17 protein-coding genes are annotated in these 20,368 nt (G+C 68.9%); 15 read left to right on the top strand and 2 right to left on the bottom strand.

The window, feature by feature from the left end; all coding sequences use genetic code 11:
* Window positions 1-19 precede the first annotated feature (19 nt).
* The 15 genes from EV671_RS23700 (at window position 20) to EV671_RS23630 (ending at window position 17,354) form a co-directional block, all read left to right on the top strand.
* Window positions 20-1,594: a GH39 family glycosyl hydrolase gene (locus tag EV671_RS23700; RefSeq protein WP_132576389.1), complete on the top strand. Its 1,575-nt coding sequence runs from the start codon at window positions 20-22 to the stop codon at window positions 1,592-1,594.
* A gap of 33 nt (window positions 1,595-1,627) precedes the next feature.
* Complete coding sequence (locus tag EV671_RS23695; protein ID WP_207911237.1) at window positions 1,628-2,515, top strand: alpha/beta hydrolase; 888 nt, start codon at window positions 1,628-1,630, stop codon at window positions 2,513-2,515.
* A gap of 28 nt (window positions 2,516-2,543) precedes the next feature.
* On the top strand, window positions 2,544-3,605 hold the full coding sequence (gene chvE / locus EV671_RS23690) for a multiple monosaccharide ABC transporter substrate-binding protein (RefSeq protein ID WP_132576387.1): 1,062 nt from the start codon (window positions 2,544-2,546) through the stop codon (window positions 3,603-3,605).
* Window positions 3,605-5,146, top strand: coding sequence for a multiple monosaccharide ABC transporter ATP-binding protein (mmsA, locus tag EV671_RS23685; protein WP_207911236.1), 1,542 nt, complete (start codon window positions 3,605-3,607; stop codon window positions 5,144-5,146). Before chvE ends, mmsA begins: the two co-directional genes overlap by 1 nt.
* 8 nt (window positions 5,147-5,154) lie before the next feature.
* Window positions 5,155-6,318, top strand: coding sequence for a multiple monosaccharide ABC transporter permease (mmsB, locus tag EV671_RS23680; protein WP_132576386.1), 1,164 nt, complete (start codon window positions 5,155-5,157; stop codon window positions 6,316-6,318).
* 234 nt (window positions 6,319-6,552) lie between these two features.
* On the top strand, window positions 6,553-8,115 hold the full coding sequence (locus tag EV671_RS23675) for a sugar ABC transporter ATP-binding protein (RefSeq protein ID WP_132576385.1): 1,563 nt from the start codon (window positions 6,553-6,555) through the stop codon (window positions 8,113-8,115).
* Window positions 8,112-9,095, top strand: coding sequence for an ABC transporter permease (locus EV671_RS23670; protein WP_132576384.1), 984 nt, complete (start codon window positions 8,112-8,114; stop codon window positions 9,093-9,095). The genes EV671_RS23675 and EV671_RS23670 overlap by 4 nt, the downstream gene beginning before the upstream one ends.
* 27 nt (window positions 9,096-9,122) lie before the next feature.
* A complete protein-coding gene (locus EV671_RS23665) occupies window positions 9,123-10,064 on the top strand; it encodes an ABC transporter substrate-binding protein (RefSeq protein WP_132576383.1) in 942 nt (313 codons plus the stop codon).
* A gap of 10 nt (window positions 10,065-10,074) precedes the next feature.
* Window positions 10,075-11,100 carry an aldo/keto reductase gene (locus tag EV671_RS23660; protein ID WP_132576382.1) on the top strand — a complete coding sequence of 342 codons (1,026 nt, stop codon included), beginning with the start codon at window positions 10,075-10,077 and terminating at the stop codon, window positions 11,098-11,100.
* On the top strand, window positions 11,097-11,942 hold the full coding sequence (locus tag EV671_RS23655) for an amidohydrolase family protein (protein ID WP_132576381.1): 846 nt from the start codon (window positions 11,097-11,099) through the stop codon (window positions 11,940-11,942). Before EV671_RS23660 ends, EV671_RS23655 begins: the two co-directional genes overlap by 4 nt.
* A complete protein-coding gene (locus tag EV671_RS23650; RefSeq protein WP_132576380.1) occupies window positions 11,936-12,946 on the top strand; it encodes a zinc-binding alcohol dehydrogenase family protein in 1,011 nt (336 codons plus the stop codon). The genes EV671_RS23655 and EV671_RS23650 overlap by 7 nt, the downstream gene beginning before the upstream one ends.
* Before the next feature lies 1 nt (window position 12,947).
* Window positions 12,948-14,066, top strand: a complete 1,119-nt coding sequence (locus tag EV671_RS23645; RefSeq protein WP_132576379.1) for a mannitol dehydrogenase family protein — start codon at window positions 12,948-12,950, stop codon at window positions 14,064-14,066.
* A 14-nt stretch (window positions 14,067-14,080) separates the two neighbouring features.
* Complete coding sequence (locus EV671_RS23640) at window positions 14,081-14,410, top strand: L-rhamnose mutarotase (RefSeq protein WP_132576378.1); 330 nt, start codon at window positions 14,081-14,083, stop codon at window positions 14,408-14,410.
* A gap of 230 nt (window positions 14,411-14,640) precedes the next feature.
* Entirely contained in the window at window positions 14,641-16,146 is a 1,506-nt protein-coding gene (locus tag EV671_RS23635) for a UxaA family hydrolase (protein WP_132576377.1), read from the top strand.
* Window positions 16,147-16,154: 8 nt separating this feature from the next.
* Window positions 16,155-17,354, top strand: a complete 1,200-nt coding sequence (locus EV671_RS23630; protein WP_132576376.1) for an alpha/beta hydrolase family protein — start codon at window positions 16,155-16,157, stop codon at window positions 17,352-17,354.
* Window positions 17,355-17,383: 29 nt separating this feature from the next.
* On the opposite strand, the gene EV671_RS23625 is transcribed toward EV671_RS23630, so the two are convergent.
* Both EV671_RS23625 and EV671_RS23620 read right to left on the bottom strand, forming a co-directional pair.
* The gene (locus tag EV671_RS23625; protein ID WP_132576375.1) at window positions 17,384-18,397 is read right to left on the bottom strand and encodes a GAF domain-containing protein; all 1,014 of its coding nucleotides are present in this window, start codon (window positions 18,395-18,397) and stop codon (window positions 17,384-17,386) included.
* 65 nt (window positions 18,398-18,462) lie between these two features.
* Window positions 18,463-20,268, bottom strand: a complete 1,806-nt coding sequence (locus EV671_RS23620; RefSeq protein WP_132576374.1) for a tetratricopeptide repeat protein — start codon at window positions 20,266-20,268, stop codon at window positions 18,463-18,465.
* Window positions 20,269-20,368: the final 100 nt, after the last annotated feature.

Genomic DNA, 20,368 nt, shown 5'->3' with positions numbered 1-20,368 from the left:
CCGACAAAGGACTCATCGCATGACCTCTCCCCGCCGCCGCCAAGTGCTGGCCGCCGCCGCGGCTCTGCCGCTGGCCTCGTCCGTGCTGTCCGCCACGCCCCGGCGCCGCATCGTGCTCGACCTCGTGCAAGCGAAGCAGCCCCTGGACCGCTTCTTCGACCACTGCGTCGGCTCCGACTATCCCGGCACGCTGTACCGCGAGGACTCGCTGGGCCAGCTGAAGACGGCGGTGGACGAGCTGGGATTCCGCTACCTGCGCTTCCACGCGATCTTCCACGACGTGCTGAAGACGGTGACACGCGACGCCGCCGGCCAGCTGGTGTTCGACTTCACGGGCATCGACAGGCTCTACGACGCGCTGCTGGCGCGGCGCATCAGGCCCTTCGTCGAGCTGGGCTTCACGCCGCTGGCGCTGAAGTCCTCCGACCAGAAGATCTTCTACTGGGCCGGCAACACCTCCCACCCCGAGCCCGCTGGCTGGGTCGCGCTGATCGACGCCTTCGCCCGCCACGTGCTGCAGCGTTATGGCGCGGCCGAGGTGCGCAGCTGGTACTTCGAGGTCTGGAACGAACCCAACCTCGACGGCTTCTGGGAAAAAGCAGACCAGCAGGCCTATTTCGAGCTCTACGCGCGCACCGCCAAGGCCCTCAAGGCGGTGGACGCGCAGTTGCGCGTCGGCGGCCCGTCCACGGCCGGCGCGGCCTGGGTGCCGGAGTTCCTGGCCCACGCCAAGGCGACGGACTCGCCGGTGGACTTCGTCACAACGCATGCTTATGGCGTGGACCACGGCTATCTGGACGAGTTCGGCGTCGAGGACCGCATGCTGTCGCCGTCGCCGGACGCCATCGTCGGCGACGTGAAGCGGGTGCGCGCCCAGATCGAGGCCTCGCATCTGCCCGGCCTGCCCCTCTTCTTCACCGAGTGGAGCACCAGCTACAACCCGCGCGACCTCGTGCACGACAGCTACATCAGCGCGGCTTATGTGCTGACCAAGCTGAAGCAGACGCAGGGCATCGCGCAGTCGATGAGCTACTGGACCTACTCCGATCTCTTCGAGGAGCCGGGACCGCCGGACGCGCCCTTCCATGGCGGCTTCGGCATGATGACCCGCGAGGGCCTGCGCAAGCCGGTCTGGTTCGCCTATCGCTATCTGGCCGCCCTGCAGGGCAAGGAGGTACCCACGGGCGACGCCTTCAGCTGGGCCGCGACGGACGACCGCCAGCTGCAGGCCCTGGTCTGGGACTGGCGCAACACCGGGCAGAAGCTCAGCAACCGCAGCTACTTCGGCAAGCCGCAGCCCGCGCAGGACGTGGGCACGGCCCGCGTCGAGCTGCGCCACCTGCCGCCCGGCCGCTACCGGCTGACGCTGCACCGCACCGGCTTCGAGGCCAACGACGCACACACCGCCTATCTGAAGATGGGTTCGCCCAAGGACCTCGATGCGAAGCAGCTTGCCGAGCTGCAGGCGCTGACGGCCGACCAGCCGGAGCTGCAGCGCGAGCTGGTCGTCGGCGCGAGCGGCACCGCCACCGTCACGCTGAAGCTGCGCAGCCACGATGTCGTGCTGCTGAGCCTGCAGAAGATGGGGGGCTGACCGATGCGCGTCCTTGCCCAAGCCCTTGCACCATTGACCCTGCTGGTCGCCCTGACCTCGCAGGCCCAAGGCGACGAAGCACCGGGCTCGGCACAGGCCCGGGCCAACTTCAACCGTGCCGTGGTCCTGGCGGCCGACGACGTGCGTGCCTTCGACAAGCCGCCGACCGGCTTCGATGTGGAGCAGCCCGCCATAGCCCATGGACGGGTCGAAGAGTTCGGCTATGACTCGGCCGTCACGAAAACGCGGCGCCAGGCGCTGGTTTACCTTCCCGCCGGCTACGACGCGGCGCGTCGCTATCCGGTGCTGTACCTGCTGCACGGCATCGGGGGCAACCAGCACGAATGGAGCAGCTACGTCCGCGCGACGGCTGTGCTTGACGCCCTGATCGCGCAAGGCAGGGCACGGCCCATGGTGGTTGTCATGCCCAATGGCCGGGCGCAGGCCGACGACCGCCCGCCCGCACCCGAGCGGACCTTCACGCCCGAGCACGTCGCCGCGTTCACGGCCTTCGAGGCGGACCTGATCGGCTCCCTCGTTCCGGCCATCGATGGCAAGTACGCCACCACCGCCGACGCCCAGGGCCGCGCCATTGCCGGGCTGTCCATGGGCGGCGGCCAGGCCTTGAATTTCGGCCTCAGCCATCCCGACACCTTCACCTGGGTCGGCGGCTTTTCCTCGGCGCCCAACACCCGGCCCGCCGCTGAGCTGCTGCGTGGCAAGGACGCAGCGCGTCATCAGCTCAAGCTGCTCTACCTGTCCTGCGGCAACCGCGATGGCCTGATCAACATCTCGCAGTCCATGCATCGCGAACTACGTGACCTGGGCATCCCCCACGTCTGGAACGTCGACGAGTACGGCCACGACCGCGAGAGCTGGGCCGAGAACCTCTACCACTTCGCCCAGCGGCTGTTCCGCTGAGGTCCCCCAAAACACACAAGGAGACGACATGCGCCGCACCACCTTCCTCGCTCTCAGCCTGCTGCTGAGCCTGGCCCCGTCCGCTGCCGTACTGGCCCAGGGCAAGGGCACCATCGGCATCGCCATGCCCACGAAGAGCTCGCAGCGCTGGATCGCCGATGGCGACAACATGGTCAAGGCCTTCAAGGCCCTGGGCTACAACACCGACCTCCAGTACGCCGACGACGAGATCCCGGTCCAGCTCTCCCAGGTCGAGAACATGGTGACCAAGGGCGTGAAGGCCCTGGTCATCGCGTCGATCGACGGCAGCACGCTCTCGAGCACGCTGCAGAAGGCCGCCGAGAAGGGCGTCAAGGTCGTCGCCTACGACCGGCTGATCCGTGGCTCCAAGAACGTCGACTATTACGCCACGTTCGACAACTTCCAGGTGGGCGTGCTGCAGGCCAATTCCATCGTCGACAAGCTCGGTCTCAAGCAGGGCAAGGGCCCGTTCAACCTGGAGGTCTTCGCCGGCTCGCCCGACGACAACAACTCCGGCTTCTTCTACGACGGCGCGATGAGCGTGCTCAAGCCCTACCTGGACGGCGGCAAGCTGGTGGTGCGCAGCAAGCAGCTGGGCGCGATGAAGGTGGGCATCCTGCGTTGGGATGGCGCCACCGCCCAGGCCCGCATGGACAACCTGATGTCGGCCTTCTACGGCAAGGAAAAGCTGCATGCCGTGCTGGCGCCGGCCGACATCCTGTCCATCGGCATCATCTCCTCGCTGAAGGGCGTGGGCTACGGCGCCCCCAGCCAACCCATGCCCGTCATCACCGGCCAGGACGCCGACCTGCCCTCGGTCAAGGCCATCCTGCGCGGCGACCAAACCTCCACCGTCTTCAAGGACACCCGCCAGCTCGCCAAGGTCACGGCCGACCTCGTGGACGCCGCGCTCTCGGGCCGCACTCCCCAGGTCAACGACACCAAGACCTACAACAACGGCGTCAAGGTCGTGCCGTCCTATCTGCTCAAGCCAGTGGCCGTCGATTCGACCAACCTGAAGTCGGTGCTCGTCGACAGCGGCTACTACAAGGAAAGCCAGCTGAAGTGATGCAAGCCACGGTGCAGCCGAGCGCGCTTCTGGAGATGCGCGCCATCGGCAAGAAGTTCCACGGCGTGGTGGCCCTGCGCCAGGTCGACCTCGCGGTGCGGCAGGGCGAGATCCATGCCGTCATCGGCGAGAACGGCGCCGGCAAGTCCACGCTGATGAAGGTGCTGTCGGGCGTCTACCCGCATCCCGACTACGAGGGCGAGATCTGGTTCGACGGCCAGTTGCAGCGCTTCGCCGGCATCCGCGACAGCGAGGCGCGCGGCATCGTCATCATCCACCAGGAGCTGGCACTGATCCCCCAGCTGTCCATCGCCGAGAACCTCTTCCTCGGCCATGAGCAGGCCCGCCTCGGCATCATCGACTGGGACCGCACGCATCAACGGGCCGTCGAACTGCTGCGTCAGGTCGGCCTGCACGACTCGCCCCACACCTTGGTCGACGACCTCGGCGTCGGCAAGCAGCAGTTGGTCGAGATCGCCAAGGCCCTGGCCAAGGACGTGCGGCTACTCATCCTCGACGAACCCACGGCCAGCCTCAACGAGGACGACAGCGCCGCACTGCTGGAGCTGCTCAAGCGTCTGCGCACCCGGGGCGTGTCCTGCGTGCTGATCTCGCACAAGCTCAATGAGATCGCCGCCGTGGCCGATGCCATCACGGTGCTGCGCGACGGCTCGACCATCTCGACCATGGACTGTCGCGAGGCGCCGCCGGCCGAGGCCGAGATCGTGCGCGCCATGGTCGGCCGGGAGATGCAGGACCGCTACCCCCGGCGCCAGCCCAACCCCGGCGATGTGTTGTTCGAGCTGAAGGACTGGTGGGTCGAACATCCGCTGCACGTCGGCCGCGAGGCGGTCAGGGGCGTGAACCTGAACGTGCGCTGCGGCGAGATCGTTGGCATCGCCGGCCTGATGGGCGCCGGCCGCACGGAGCTGGCCATGAGCGTCTTCGGCCGCTCCTGGGGGCGCCGCATCCGCGGCTCGGCATGGATGAAAGGCCGACAGGTCGATGTGTCGACCGTCAGGCGCGCCATCCGCTCGGGCCTGGCCTATGTCACCGAGGACCGCAAGGGCCTGGGCCTGGTGCTGCAGCAGAGCATCGCCCGCAACACGTCCCTGAGCCGGCTGGAAGGCGTCTCGCGCGCCGGGGTCATCGACGAGGCCGGCGAGCATGCCGTGGCCAACGATTTCCGGCGCCGCATGGCCACCCGCTGCGCCAGCGTCGAGCAGCCCGTGGGCGACCTGTCGGGCGGCAACCAGCAGAAGGTCGTGCTGTCCAAGTGGCTGTTCACCGATCCCGAACTCCTCATCCTCGACGAGCCGACGCGCGGCATCGACGTCGGCGCGAAGTTCGAGATCTACAGCCTCATCGCCGAGCTGGCGGCCCAGGGCCGGGCCATCCTGATGATTTCCTCCGAACTGCCGGAACTGCTCGGCATGTGCGACCGCCTCTACCTGATGAACGAGGGCGAATTCGTCGGCGAGATGCCGGCCGCCGGCGCCACCCAGGAAACCGTCATGCACGCCCTGCTGGGCACCCATTGAAACGAACCATGGCCTCCTCTTCCTTGCGCAACTTCCTGGCCCTGCATCTGCGCGACTACGGCATGCTGCTGTCCCTGGTCGCCATCATGGGCTTCTTCCAGGTGCTGACCGACGGCACGCTGCTGCAGCCACTCAACCTCACCAACCTCTTCCTGCAGAACAGCTACATCGTCGTGATGGCGCTGGGCATGCTGCTCGTCATCGTGGCGGGTCACATCGATCTGTCCGTCGGTTCGGTCTGCGGCTTCGTCGGCGCCCTGGCCGCCGTGCTGATGGTCGAGATGGAATGGCCGGTGCTGCCGGCCGTGGCCGTCTGCCTGCTGGCCGGCGCCGTCATCGGCGCCGTGCAGGGAGCCTTCGTCGCCTGGCTCAAGATCCCCTCCTTCATCGTCACGCTGGCGGGCATGCTGGTCTTCAAGGGCCTGGCCCTGGCCCTGCTGCGCGGCCAGTCCATCGGCCCCTTTCCCGACAGCTTCCAGATGCTGGCCAGCGGCTTCCTGCCCGAGCTCGGCGACGGCGAGGGCCACCTGACCTCGCTGGCCCTGGGCCTGGCTGCCGTCGCGCTGCTGGCCGTGCGCGAGCTGATGGTGCGCCGCAAGGCCAAGGCCCTGGGCGCCACGGCCGAGCCCCTGCCCCTGTTCCTGCTGCGCCTTCTCGCGCAAAGCGCGGCCCTGGGCGCCCTGGCGTGGCTGCTGGCCTCCTACAAGGGCCTGCCCAATGTGCTGCTGCTGATGGTGGTGCTGATCGGCGTCTTCGTCTTCGTCACGCGTCGGACGACGCTGGGCCGGCGCATCTACGCCCTGGGCGGCAACGAGCGCGCAGCGCGGCTGTCGGGCATCCCGACGGAGAGATTGACCCTGCTGTGCTTCATCAACATGGGCGTCATGGCCGCGCTGGCCGGCCTGGTGTTCGCGGCGCGCCTGAACACTGCGACGCCCAAGGCGGGCCTGGGTTTCGAGCTGGACGTCATCGCCGCCTGCTTCATCGGTGGCGCCTCGGCCTCGGGCGGCGTCGGCAAGGTGACGGGCGCCGTCATCGGCGCCTTCGTCATGGGCGTCATGAACAACGGCATGTCCATCCTCGGCATCGGCATCGAGTGGCAACAGGTCATCAAGGGTGTGGTGCTGCTGGCCGCCGTGGTCTTCGACGTCTACAACCGCCGCAAGGGCTGACCCGCAGGCGCACGCCATGGCAAGCCGGACCTGCGCGGCTCGCGCGTCCACGCCGACACTCCCCGCGACGGACCAGGAGCCGATGCTTGCGCATCGGTTTCATCTGGATCAGGTGGGCCCCTCAGGGTCGGAGCCGTTGCTGCACGAGCCATCTCCCGCCCGGGTATCCACTGGTCAGACCAAATATAATTTATGGCAAAGTGGCATGACCGCAATTTTCAGCGTCCGAACCTGATGTCCACGCCCCCTCCCGACGACCCGCACACGCCGCTGCTGCGCATGCAAGGCGTCTGCAAGCGCTTCGACAACGTCGTCGCGCTGTCGGGGGTGGCCCTGGAGGTCCGCCGCGGCGAGGTGCATGCCATCTGCGGCGAGAACGGGGCCGGCAAGTCCACGCTGATGAAGATCCTCAGCGGCGTCTACACGCCCGACGAGGGCGAGATCCGCATCGACGGCGCGCCGGTGCGCATCGCCGGCCTGCAGCAGGCCCAGGCCCTGGGCATCGTCATGATCCACCAGGAGCTCAACCTGGTGCCCCACCTGAGCGTGGCCGAGAACATCTGGCTGGGCCGCGAGCCGCGGCGCGGCTGGTTCGTCGACCGCGAGCGCCAGCGCGAGGGCGCGCGCGCCTGCCTGAAGCGCCTGGGCGTGCAGGTCGACCCCGATGCCGAGGTGTCAACCTTGTCCATCGCCCAGCAGCAGATGGTGGAGATCGCCAAGGCGCTATCCATGCAAGCCCGCCTGCTGATCATGGACGAGCCCACGTCGTCCCTCGGCGAGGCCGACGCGACGCGCATGCTGCGGGTGGTGCAGGACCTCAAGCGCGAAGGCGTCGGCATCCTCTACATCTCGCACCGCCTGGACGAGCTGGATCACATCGTCGACCGCGTCACGGTGCTGCGCGACGGCCAGTACATCGCCACGCTGGACTGGAAGCAGACCCGCATCGGCGAGATCGTCGGCCTGATGGTGGGCCGCGAGCTGAACCAGCAGTTCCCGCCCGCCACGCGCCAGCCCGCCGCCGAGGTGCTGCTGTGGGCGCGCGGCCTGCAGCGCGAGGGCGTCTTCGGGCCGGTTGACTTCGAGCTGCGCCGCGGCGAGATCCTGGGCTTCGCTGGTCTGGTGGGCGCCGGCCGCACCGAGGTGGCGCGGGCCATCTTCGGCGCAGACCCGCTCGATGCCGGCCGCATCGAGCTCGCGGGCCAGCCCTTGTCCATCCGCTCGCCGCGCGACGCCATCGCCGCCGGCATCGCCTACCTCTCGGAAGATCGCAAGGCCCATGGCCTGGCGGTGAAGATGAGCGTGGCCCACAACATCACGCTGGCCAACCTCGGTGTGCTGGCCAGTCGCATCGGCTTCATCGATGCCGCCCGCGAACGCGAGACCGCTGAGGCCTACATCCAGCAACTCGGCATCCGCACGCCGTCGCCCGGGCAGATCGCCCGGTTGCTGTCAGGCGGCAACCAGCAGAAGATCGTCATTGCCAAGTGGCTGTTCCGCCAGGCGCGGGTCATCCTCTTCGACGAGCCCACGCGCGGCATCGATGTCGGTGCGCGCTACGCCATCTACGAGTTAATGGACCAGCTCGCCGCGGCTGGCATCGGCGTCATCATGATCAGCTCCGACCTGCCGGAGATCATGGGGCTGACCGACCGCATCGCCGTCTTCCGCCAGGGCCGGCTCGCCGCCATGCTCGAGACCCGCCGCTGCAGCCAGCAGCACATCATGCATCACGCCTCGGTCGGTCCGGCCGAGGCCCCCGAGCCGTCATCGGCGGCCCTCGCGACTCTCTCATGAACGACCGCCAGAAAGACCTGATCCAGAAATTCGCCGCACTGACGGGCCTGCTCATCCTCGTCCTCGTGTTCTCGATGACCAGCAGCGCCTTCTTCAGCGTCGGCAATGCGATGACCGTGTCGCTGCAGGTGACCTCCATCGTCTACCTCGGCATCGGCGCGACCTTCGTGATCCTGACCGGCGGCATCGACCTGTCCGTCGGTTCGGTGCTGGCCCTGTCGGGCGTGGTGGCAGGCATGCTTGTCAAGGGCGGCATGCCGGTGGCGCCGGCCATGACGCTGGGCGTCGCCATCGGGGCGCTGTGCGGGGCCATCAACGGACTGTGCGTGACCCGGCTCAAGCTGCCGCCCTTCATCGCCACGCTGGGCATGATGCTGGTGGCGCGCGGCGTGGCCCTGCAGTTGACCGACGCGCGAGCCATCTCGGGCCTCGGCGAGGCCTTCGGCGCCCTGGGCAACGGCGCGCTGTGGCGCGTCGAGGAGATCGACGAGCAGGGCTTCCCCAACGTCGCCTTCCCCGGCATCCCCTACCCCGTGCTGCTGATGGTGGTGCTTGCCATCGTGGCCGGCATGCTGCTGCGCCGCACGACGCTCGGTCGCCACATCCACGCCGTGGGCTCCAACGGCGAGGCCGCCCGCCTGTCCGGCGTCAATGTCAACCGCGTGACGATGTTCGCCTACGTCACGTCAGGTGCCCTGGCCGGCCTGGCCGGCTGCGTGCTCATGTCGCGCCTGGTCACGGCCCAACCCAACGAGGGCGTCATGTACGAGCTCGACGCCATCGCGGCGGCCGTCATCGGCGGCACCTCGCTGCTCGGCGGCGTCGGCACCATCTCCGGCACGCTCATTGGCGCCTTCGTCATCGGCGTGCTGCGCAACGGGCTGAACATGAACGGCGTCTCGTCCTTCACCCAGCAAATCATCATCGGCGGGGTCATCCTCGTCACCGTCTGGATCGACCAACTCCGCAACCGGCGCTGAAGACCGGTTCCCACCGAGGAGACAACCATGCCCCAAATTCGCCACGCGCTGCTCAGCGCATGCCTGGCCCTGCTCGGCGCCACCGCCGCCCAGGCCGGCGAGATCGCCGTTATTGTCAAGACCACCAACTCCACCTTCTGGCAGAACGTCAACAAGGGCGCCGAGGCCGGCATCAAGGAAGCGGCTGGCCACACCATGACCTTCTCAGGTCCGGCCAGCGAGTCGGCCATCGCCGACCAGGTCAACCTGGTCGAGAACGCCGTCAACCGCCGCGTCGCCGGCATCGTGCTGGCGCCCTCCGATCCCGATGCCCTGGTGCCGGCCATCAAGAAGGCCTGGGAAGCGCGCATCCCCGTCGTGCTGATCGACTCCCAGGTCGCAGACAGCGGCAAGGCCTACTACCAATCCTTCCTGACCACCGACAACCGCGCCGCCGGCGAACTCTGCGCCAAAGAGCTGATCGCCAAGGTGGGCATGACGGGCAAGGTGGCCGTGATGTCCTATGTCGCCGGGTCGGGCTCGGAAGTCGGCCGCGTCGGCGCCTTCACGAGCTATCTGAAGGCCAACTCCAAGCTGGAGATCGTCGGGCCTTTCTATTCGCAGTCGCAGATGGCGACGGCGCTGAACCAGACCACCGACGTGCTCGCCGCCCATCGCGACCTCAAGGGCATCTTCGGCGCCAATGAGCCCACCGCCGTGGGCATGGGCCGGGCGCTGGTGCAGAGCGGGCGCGCCGGCAAGATCGTTGCCATCGGCTTCGACGGCAACCAGGACCTGCAGAAATTCGTCGACGACGGCGCCCTCGCCGGCATCGCCGTGCAAGGCTCATACCAGATGGGTTACCTCGGCGTGAAGACCATTCAGGACGTGCTTCAGAAGAAGCCCGTGCCCAAGTTTCGGGACACCGGCGTCGTCTGGGTCACCAAAGGCAATCTGAAGTCGCCCGAGGCCAAGGCCGTTCTGTACTGAACGACGCTCCATGAACAAGTTCCCCAGTCGCCCCCTCCCGGGCACGGGCCTGCGCCTGAGCACGCTGGGCCTCGGCGCCGCGGCATTGGCCGGACTGTACGACGCGGTGGACGCGCCGACCGCCGCAGCCACGCTGCGGGCGGCCTGGGACCAAGGCCTGCGCTTCATCGACACCGCACCCTTCTACGGCTACACGCGCAGCGAGAACCGCGTGGGCGCCTTCCTGTCCGACCGGTGTCGCGAAGACTATGTGCTGTCCACCAAGGTGGGCCGGCTGATGGAGCCCGACGACAGCATCCTGCCGGGCGCAGACGGCTGGGCCGACCCCCTGCCCTTCCGGCCCGTCTACGACTACAGCTACCGCGGCGTGATGCAGTCCTTCGAGGGCAGCCTCCGCCGCCTGGGCGTGCAGCGGATCGACATCCTGCTCGTGCACGACATCGGCCGTCTGACCCACGGCGCCCGGCATGAACTCCACTGGCATGCATTGACGCACGGAGGCGGGTTCCGGGCCCTGCAGGAACTGCGCGACCAGGGCTTGGTGCGCGCCATCGGGCTGGGCGTCAACGAATGGGAAATCGCCCAGGAGGCCATTGCCGCCACGCCGCTGGACTGCGTGTTGCTTGCCGGCCGCTACACCTTGCTGGAGCAGGGTGCCCTGCCCTTCCTCGACCGCTGCGCCAGGGCTGGCGTGGGCGTCATCGTCGGCGGTCCGTTCAACTCGGGATTGCTCGCCGGACAGGCGAAGTACGACTACAGCAGCGCGCCGCCGGACATCACGGCCCGGGCTCGCGCACTGGCCGCGGTCTGTGCCGAATTCGATGTGCCCCTGGAGGCGGCCGCACTGAACTTCCCCCTCGCCCACCCTGCCGTCGTCAGCGTGCTGGCCGGCATGCGCTCGCCAGCGCAGGTGCTGGCCAATGCGGGCTGGATGCGCCAGCCGCTGCCCGGCGAAGTCTGGCAGGCCCTGCGGGATCGCGGCCTCATCCACCCCGAGGCACCGTTGCCCCTCGGCGGCGTGAAGGAAGGCGGATGAAGGTCGACGCCCACCAGCATTTCTGGCGCCTGGCCGACCGCGGGGGGCAATGGCCGCCTGCTTCCCTGGCTGCCATCCACCGCGACTTCGGCCCCGCTGACCTCGCGCCGCATCTGCAGGCCGCCGGCGTGGAGGCCACCGTGCTGGTCCAGTCCCTGCCCAGCGTTGCTGACACCCACTGGATGCTGTCCGTGGCTGCCACGACACCCTGGGTACGGGGCGTCGTCGGCTGGGTGGACTTCAAGGCCCCGGACGCGCCTGCGCAGATCGAGGCGCTGGCGCGCAATCCGCTGCTCAAGGGCTTGCGGCCCATGCTGCAGGACCTGTCCGACAACGCCTGGATCGCCGACCCTGCCTGTGATGCGGCGGCCCAGGCCATGCAGCACCACGGCCTCGTCTTCGACGCCCTCGTCCTGCCGCGCCAACTGCGCGGTCTGCGCCGCTTTGCCAAACGCCATCCCGGCCTGACCATCGTCATCGACCATGGCGCCAAGCCCTTGATTGCGAGCGGCAGGATCGAGCCCTGGCGCAGCGACATCGCGGCCCTTGCTGCCATGCCCCACGTCCACTGCAAGGTCTCCGGCCTGCTGACCGAGGCCGGCGACCGTCGAGACGTCGCTGCGATCCAGCCCTACGTCCAGATCCTGTGGCTGCTGTTCGGCCCCCGCCGCCTGCTCTGGGGCAGCGACTGGCCGGTGCTCAATCTGGCTTCGGACTACGCCGGCTGGTGGGATCTCGCCCACGACCTGGCCCAACGCCTCTACCCCCATCCCCAGCCGGACGACTTCAGTGCGCTCTTCGGGGGAAATGCCGCCCGCCTCTATCACATCGACCCATGTTGACCGTCACCTGCGAATCCCCCGGCCACCTCGTCGCCCTTGACCGCCCCCGCCCCACCCGCCGTCCCGGCGAGGTGCTGTTGCGAGTGAAGCGGGTCGGCGTCTGCGGCACCGACCTGCACATCTTCACCGGCAACCAGCCCTACCTCGACTACCCCCGCGTCATGGGGCACGAGCTGTCCGGCCTCGTCGAGGAGGCCGACGCGGACAGCGGCCTTGCCGCCGGCGATCCTGTCTACGTGATGCCCTACCTGTCGTGCGGCGATTGCATCGCCTGCCGCCAGGGCAAGACCAACTGCTGCACGCGTATCGAGGTGCTGGGCGTGCATCGCGACGGCGCCTTCACCGAGTTCATCAGCGTGCCGCAGCGCTTCGTCGGCAAGGCCGAGGGCATCAGCCTGGACCAGGCCGCCATGCTGGAGTTCCTGGCCATCGGCGCCCATGCCGTGCGCCGTGGCGAGGTGCGGCCGGGCCAACGCGTGCTGGTGGTCGGCGCGGGCCCCATCGGCCTGGGGGTCATGCTGTTCGCGAAGCTGCGCGGCGCCAACGTGACCGCCATCGATGGCCGCCCGGACCGGCTGGCCTTCGCCCGCGAGCACATCCGCACTGACAGCGCTGTAGCCCTGGGCGAGGGAGACGAGGCTGAACTGGCGCGCCTGACCGGGGGCGAGTTCTTCGATCTGGTTTTCGACGCCACCGGCAGCCGCCAGGCCATGGAGAGGGGCTTTCGCTTCATCGCCCATGGCGGGCGTTATGTGCTCGTGTCCATCGTCCAGGGTGAACTGTCCTTCTCCGACCCGGAATTCCACAAGCGCGAGGCCACGCTGCTGGGCAGCCGCAACGCGACGACCGAGGACTTCGACACCGTCATGCAGGCCATGCGCGACGGCCTCGTGCCTGACGCGGCCCTGGCCACCCACCGCCTGGCCCTGGCCGACGTGCCGGCGGGTTTCCCGATGCTGCTGGACCCCAGCCAGGGTGTCATCAAGGCCTTGGTCGAGTGCTGATGTGACGACCACAGGCCAACCCATCCTGCAATTCGGCACCAGCCGCTTCCTGCAGGCCCATGTGGACCTCTTCGTCAGCGAAGGCGAGGACGCGCTGGGCGGCATCACCGTCGTGCAGGGCACCGACAACCCGGCCAGCACGCGGCGCGCCCAGGCCCTGGCCGACGGCTACGACGTCGTCGTCCGCGGCCTGAGCGAGGGTCGGCCGGTGGATTTGCGCAAGACCTGCCGTTCGGTCCGCGAGGTCCTGCATGCCCGACACGACTGGGCGGCACTGCGCGAGCGCATGCGCGGCCCCGTTCAGCTCATCGTCTCCAACACCGGCGACAGCGGCTGGGCCCTCGAGTCGCAGGACGGTGCTGCGCTGCTGGCCGCCGCCGCCGCCGCGCCGACCTCCTTTCCCGCCCGGCTGCTGGTGCTGCTGCATGACCGCTGGCTGGCCCGGCCCACAGCCGAGCTGACCCTGCTGCCCTGCGAGCTCGTGACCCGCAACGGCGACGCGCTGCGCGCGCTGGTCACTGGCCTGGCAAGCGACTGGGCCTGCGCGCCGGCCTTCATCGACTGGCTGAGCGGCCATGTCGTCTGGGCCAACTCGCTGGTGGACCGCATCGTCTCCGAAGCCCTCGAGCCGGCCGGCGCCGTCGCCGAACCCTATGCGCTGTGGGCCATCGAGGTTCAACCGGGGTTGCAACTGCCCTGCCGGCATCCGTCCATCGTGCTGACGGACGAACTGGCCAGGTATGAGAGGCTCAAGCTCTTCCTGCTCAATCTGGGCCACAGCCTGCTGGCCGATCTGTGGCTGCGCGGTGGCCTGGCCTCGGACATGACCGTGCTGCAGGCCATGCGCGAACCGCAATTGCGCGAACCGCTCGAGCTGGCCTGGCAACAGGAAGTGCTGCCGGTCTTCGAGGCCCTGGGCCAGGGCGAGCAGGCGCGAGACTACCTGCCCGGCCTGCGCGAGCGCCTGCTCAACCCCTTCCTGGCCCACCGGCTGGCCGACATCGCGCAGAACCATGCGCAGAAGAAGCAGCGGCGGCTGCAGCCGGTGGTGGACCTGGCTCAGTGCCTGCTGCCCGAACTGCGCCAACCACTGCTGCACGCCGCGCTCGGCGCGCACTGAACGAGGAGAACCAAATGCAACGCATGGGCATGGTGATCGGCATCGCGCCGGAACACATCGCCGAATACAAGCGCCTGCACGCCGCCGTCTGGCCCGCCGTGCTGGCCCGGCTGGCGCTGTCCAATATCCGCAACTACAGCATCTTCCTGCGCGAGCCCGAGAACCTGCTGTTCGGCTGCTGGGAATACCACGGCAGCGACTACGAGGCCGACATGGCCGCCATCGCCGCCGACCCCGAGACCCGCCGCTGGTGGACCTTCTGCGGCCCCTGCCAGGTGCCACTGGAGAGCCGCGCGCCCGGCGAGCACTGGGCCAGCATGGAGTGCGTCTTCCATGTGGATTGAGCCCGTCGCCCAGCCTCGCGTCGCTGAACGCGAGCGAGTCCGGTCGGTCCCCCCAGGGGACGGCGATGCAAGCGGCATTGAGCCGCTTGCACATCGCCTGCGGGCCGGCTTGGGAACTGGAGTCGGACACAAGCAGTCCCTGCGGACTGCTTGTGCCTACGGAAGGCCATTGGCCTCTGGCCAATGGCAGGCCCAGCGCTCGGCCCGCAGTCTGCACGAAGGTGACTGAGATGCAACAAGCGCTGATCCGGCTGCACGCCCGCGACAAGGTCGCCGTGGCGCGCGTGGCCATCGCCGAGGGCGCCGTCGTCGCGCAAGCTGGCGGCACACTGACCGCACAGGCCGCCATCCCGGCCGGCCACAAGATCGCGCTGGCGCCCATCGAGGCCGGCGAGGTGGTGCTGAAGTACGGCCAACCCATCGGCATCGCCAGCCGCCCGATCGCGGCGGGCGAACATGTCCATGTGCACAACGTCGAGATGGGCCTGGCCCTGCCGACGCAGACCGTCGACAGCCCGGCCGCGGCGCCCATGGCACCTGGCGAGGCCGTCAGCTTCGAGGGCTATGTGCGCGCCGACGGCCGCGTCGGCACGCGCAACTACATCGGGGTGCTGTCGTCGGTGAACTGCTCGGCCACCGTCTGCAAGGCCATCGCGCGCGCCTTCGAAGGGGCCGGCGCCCTGCCTGGCGTCGACGGCGTCGTTGCGATCACGCACGGCAGCGGCTGCGGCATGAGCAACGGCGAGGGCCTGACCCTGCTGCGTCGCACGCTGCGTGGCTATGCCACTCACCCGAACTTCGCGGCAGTCCTGGTCATCGGCCTGGGATGCGAGGTCAATCAGGTCAGCACGCTGCTGGACGGCCTGGACGCCAGCGCCCGCGTGCACAGTCTCAGCATCCAGGGCGAAGGCGGCACCCGTGAAGCCATCGCGCGCGGCCAGGCCCTGGTGCGCGAACTCGCCGCCACGGCGGGCCAGGCCCGGCGCAGCACGGTACCGGCCGCCCGCCTGGTGGTGGGCCTGCAATGCGGCGGCTCGGACGGCTATTCCGGCATCAGCGCCAACCCGGCCCTGGGCGCGGCGATCGATCTGCTCGTGCGCCATGGCGGCACGGCCATCCTGTCGGAAACGCCGGAGATCTACGGCGCCGAGCACCTGCTCACCGCGCGAGCCTCCTCGCCCGAAGTCGCCCAGCGCCTGCTAGACCGACTGCGCTGGTGGGAGGACTACGCCGCCCGCAACGGCGCCGAGCTGGACAACAACCCCTCGCCGGGCAACAAGGCCGGCGGGATCACGACCATCCTGGAGAAGTCCCTGGGCGCCGTGGCCAAGGGCGGCAGCAGCCCGCTGACTGCGGTACTCGGCTATGCCGAGCCCGTGCGCGGCCCGGGCCTGGTCTTCATGGACACGCCAGGCTACGACCCGGTCTCGGCCACCGGCCAGGTGGCGGGCGGCGCCTCGCTGATCTGCTTCACCACCGGCCGCGGCTCGACCTATGGCTGCAAGCCCACGCCCTCGCTGAAGCTGGCCACCAATACGCCGCTGTTCGAGCGCATGAGCCTGGACATGGACTTCAACGCCGGCGGCATCGTCGACGGTACGCAAAGCGTGGCCGAGGCCGGCGAAGCCCTGTTCCGGCTGATGCTGGACACGGCCTCCGGCAGACCCACGCTGAGCGAGCAGCATGGCCTGGGCGACAACGAATTCGTGCCCTGGCAATTGGGCGCGGTGATGTGAGGACTGCCATGTCGAGACTCTGCGGGCGCCGCCCTTTCCTGGGTGGCATGCTGCTGGCGCCGCTGGCCAGCATGGCTGGTGACAGCACGGCCTGGACACCTGGTTTCGGCCCCCATGAGGTGGGCAGCAGCTGCATGCAGGCCGAGCCGGCGACCGCGGCGCCGATGGAGCACTACCTCGTCGGCCGTCGGCAGCCTCAGGGCTCGCTCTACCTGGACCAGCTGGTCAGCGATCGCCAGGCCACCCTGGTCGTCGACGTGAAGGTGCCCAAGGACTGGCCCTACGCCGGGCGCCTGGCCGGCCGCAGCCTGCCGGTGGTGCTCACCGTGCTCTACCCCACGCCGACCGACAACCCCCGCCCCGACTACACCTTCCCGGACGAGACCGGCTTCTACCGTCTGCCGCACATGCAGCGCCCTGGCGAGGCGCCCTTGTTTGCCGACGACGAGGCGCGCTACCCGCTGATCGTCCACTCGGGAGGGCAGAACACCCATGGGCTGTGGCACCTCTGGAAGCTCAGGCACCTGGCTTCGCGGGGCTATATCGTGGTCGACGTCTATCACGGCGACGGGCGCACGCCGGGCTTTGTCGAATCGGCGGCACTTCGGACCCTGGCCGTGCGCGCGGCGCTGGACCATGTGCTGGCCCACCCGCATTACGCCGACCACATCGATGCCGCGCGCATCGGCGCCACCGGCAGCAGCGCCGGCGGCCTCACCGTGCTCACGCTGATGGGCGGGTTGAACCCCGCGCAGCCTGGCCGCTCTTTGGCCGACGATCGCATCAAGGCCGGTTTCGGGACAGTGCCGTTTGCCGGCTTCGGCATGGCCGCGGCGCGGGTGCTGGGCCTGCCCCTGCCACTGCCGCAGAATGCGACTCCCGATATCTGGAACTTTGGCACCGACTTCGCCGGCCTCGCCGCCATCAAGCGGCCCTGGTTTGCCGTCAGCGGCGAGCTGGACCGCAACGTGCCGCCCGCCGACGTGCTGGCCGCCGCCCGCGCCATGGGCGGCCCGGCCTGGGTGGTCGAGATGAAGGGCCAGACCCACGGCATGAATGAAGCAGCAGAAGCCGAGGCGCGCGCCTGGGAAGCCGCCTTCTTCGCCGCCCACCTGTGTGATGACGCGGCAGCCCGCGCGCTGCTGAGTCCCGGTGCCAACCCGGCCGGGCCCAATGCCATCGGCCAGATGCGTCTGCAGCCGGCCTGATCCAAGTGGCCCGGGGCGCTCAGTCCTCGCTACCCAGCCCGGCGCGAAGACAACTCGAGGCTGGTGATCAGGACGCATTCCTCGCCCAGATAGGGCATGCGCACGGCATTGACGATGGCCTCGCGCACCTCGCCGCGCACGTCCTTGATCCGCAGCGCCAGATTGCTGACCCGGCCCTCGGCCGCAAGCACGGCATAGAAGCGTTCCCGGTCCTCGGGCAGCAGGCCATAGGCGTGCAGGGCGGTGGTCGAGCCCAGCAGTTCGGCGCGGTCCAGGCCGTAGAGCCGGCACAGCGCCTCGTTCACCTCGAGGATGCGGCGGCCCTGGATGGAGACGATGGCCATGGGCAGAGGCGCACCGAAGAAGAGCGCGCTGAAGCGGTCCCGGCCGGCCGCGATCTCCTGCTGGGCGGCTCGCTGCGCCCGTCTGGCGTCGATGTTGTCGAGGGCGAAGGACAGGTCTTCGCCGAGTTCGTCCAGCAGCGCCAGCAACTCGTCATCGAAGAAGCCAGGCTGGCCGGCGCAAAGCATCAGCACGGCGCTCACCTCGCCAGCGCGCCGCAGCGGCAGCCAGGCAATGGCTCGCACCCCCTGGGCCACGGCCTCGCTGCGCCAGCGGCCGGCCCGGGTGTCGAGGACATAGTCGTTGCTGACGAAGCGGCGTCCTTCCCGCAAGGCACGTGCGGTGTAGCTGGCCTGGACATCGGGCAGGCTCAGGTCGAGCGGGTCGGGCACGTTCTCCAGCACCTGCGCGGCCGGCCCGGCAGTGCCGCCGCGACGCGCCAGGTGGCCGTCACGCAGGTAGACGCAGGCCAGCACCGCATGGCCGGTCTGCACGCAGAGCTGGCAGGCTTCGCGCCAGAGGACCGCCTCGTCCTCGATGCGCAGCACCGCGCGGTTGGCGCGTGACAGCGTCAGCAGGAAGCCGGAAAGGCGCTTCGCCCGGGCCTGTGCGTCGAGGCCAGCGCGCCGCTGTCGCAGCAGCAGCCACAGCAGTCCTGCATAACCTGCGGCGATGACCAACACAGCCAGCGCGCCGACCATATTTCCTCCTCGCGGAAATGCCCGACCGATCTCTGCGCATTCTGGCCTCTGGGATGAGAAATGGGCTAGCGCCTGTCCGGGTTGCCGGCCGGTGACGCCGCGGGGCTCTGCTGCTGCTGCTGCTGCTGCTCCTTGATGAAGGCCGCGGCGGCTTCAAGGCCGGAGCTGCGCTCCACCTCGTTCATCACCTGGGCCTTGTCGAGGGTCCATTCCTTGAACGCCGCGCCGGGTGTGAGGCCGCGGCGCATCTCCGCCAGGATGTCGTCGCGGGCAACGCCGGTTTCCAGGCGGCTGCGCCACTGCGTGGCCCAGCGGGCCGTGCCCTCGTCCCGCCCATCCTGCGCCAGCACGCCGAGCGTCCGGTAGGCCTCGTCGCCATGGCCGGCATAGGCGCTGGCCAGCGCCGCGGCGCGGCCGAGCGCGCCGCTATCCCGCGAGGCCTGCCAGGCCGAGACGACGGCCTGCAGCGCGGCATCGTCCGGCACATGTGGGGCAAGCGTCTCGGCGCCGAGGATGGCCAGTGCCACCTCCGGTGACCGGGAATCCAGGTATTGCGCGCTCTGGAGCTCGCGCTGCGCCGCCTGCAGATGGGCGAGCCTGCCCTCCCCTTGGCCGCTGCCGGCAAGGCGCAGCTCCGCCATGCCCGCCAGGGCCCTGGCCTCGGCATTGCCGCCTTCGTCCTGCAGCAAAGGGGCGAGCTGGGACAGGGCCGCCTGCGGGTCGCCCCAGTCGAGCTGCGCCCGGCCCAACGTGAGCCGGGCTGCATCCGCGTCGGGAAATTGCGCCGCAAGGTCCGTGGCCCGACGCAGCAGCATCTCCCCGGCCGGCCGGCTCGGGCAGGACTTCAAGGCCGCATCGACGAGCAGGAACTCGCCCGTAGCGCGCGGCAGGCTGCGGAACTTGACGCGGGCCGACGGCAGTTCCGGGCGAGCCACCTGCAGCGACTGCATGCCGCTCAGGCCATAGCGCCACATCACGCGGCCCAGATCGGCCGCCTTCATGCCGAAGGCCAGTTCGAAGGCAGGTGTCGGGGCCAGCCCTTCGCCGACGAGGGCGAGATAGCGGCTCAGGCGCTTGCGGTTGTCGTCCGACGACAGCATGTAATGCACCAGCAGCCAGGACTTGGCCTCGAACTCCAGGCGAACGCCGGCTGGCCCCCCGTAGTTGCGGGCATTGGCCACCCGATGCTCCAGCACGTCTTCCCATTCCAGGCTGTACCTGCGGCCACTGCCGAGGAAATTCAGGTAGCGGGCGAGCCCTCCCGGGACCCGGCCCACCACCATCTGCTGTTCCGAAAACCGCACGCCAGAGAAGTACTGGGCCAGGCCCTCGATGAAGAAGACGGGGCTGCGGATGTCGGTGTGGCGATAGAGAAAGTGACGCGCATAGGCCTCGAAGGCATAGGACAGGCTGTCATTCAGCGCCGACTTCTTGAGCTGCTCGTCGCCGAGCTTGGGGATGCGCTCCAGTTGCACCCCGAAGCCCTGCACGCCGGCCGCGCAGTTGCTGTAGAGGCCGACGGCGTCGGCCGGCAGGTCGCCGTCGATGGTGCGCAGGTCGGAAAGCCGGGCGTGGTGGAACAACGTCAGCTTGGGTGGCTGCGCCACTTCAGGCCGGAAGGGCAGGACGTAGATGCGCAACAGGTGGTCGAGCTTCTCCAGGTTGTCCAGCAGCTGGGAAACATCCTCTTCCCGCGCATCCGAGTAGACGACGATGTGCTGGCTCTCGGCGCGGAACCAACGCGAGACTTCGGCCTTGCGGCCGGCCACCTCCACGCGTTCGAGGTTGGCAGCGCCGACTTGCTGGGCATCGGCCCCGTTGGCTGACAGCAGACAAAGGGCGGCGGCGGCCGCCATGGTGTGTTTGCGCATGGCTTTCCTTGAGAGCATCCCAGGCCCATGACCGCGCCCGGCGTTCGCGAAGAAACGATGGTGTTGTTGCGCTACAAGGCGAACGGCAGCGCCGTCATGA

It is taken from the genome of Roseateles saccharophilus (assembly GCF_004342485.1).
In the GTDB taxonomy this organism is placed as follows: Bacteria; Pseudomonadota; Gammaproteobacteria; order Burkholderiales; family Burkholderiaceae_C; genus Pelomonas; species Pelomonas saccharophila.
The sequence above is the reverse complement of the archived record's forward strand: the minus strand, read 5'-3'. Positions and strand labels throughout refer to the sequence as shown.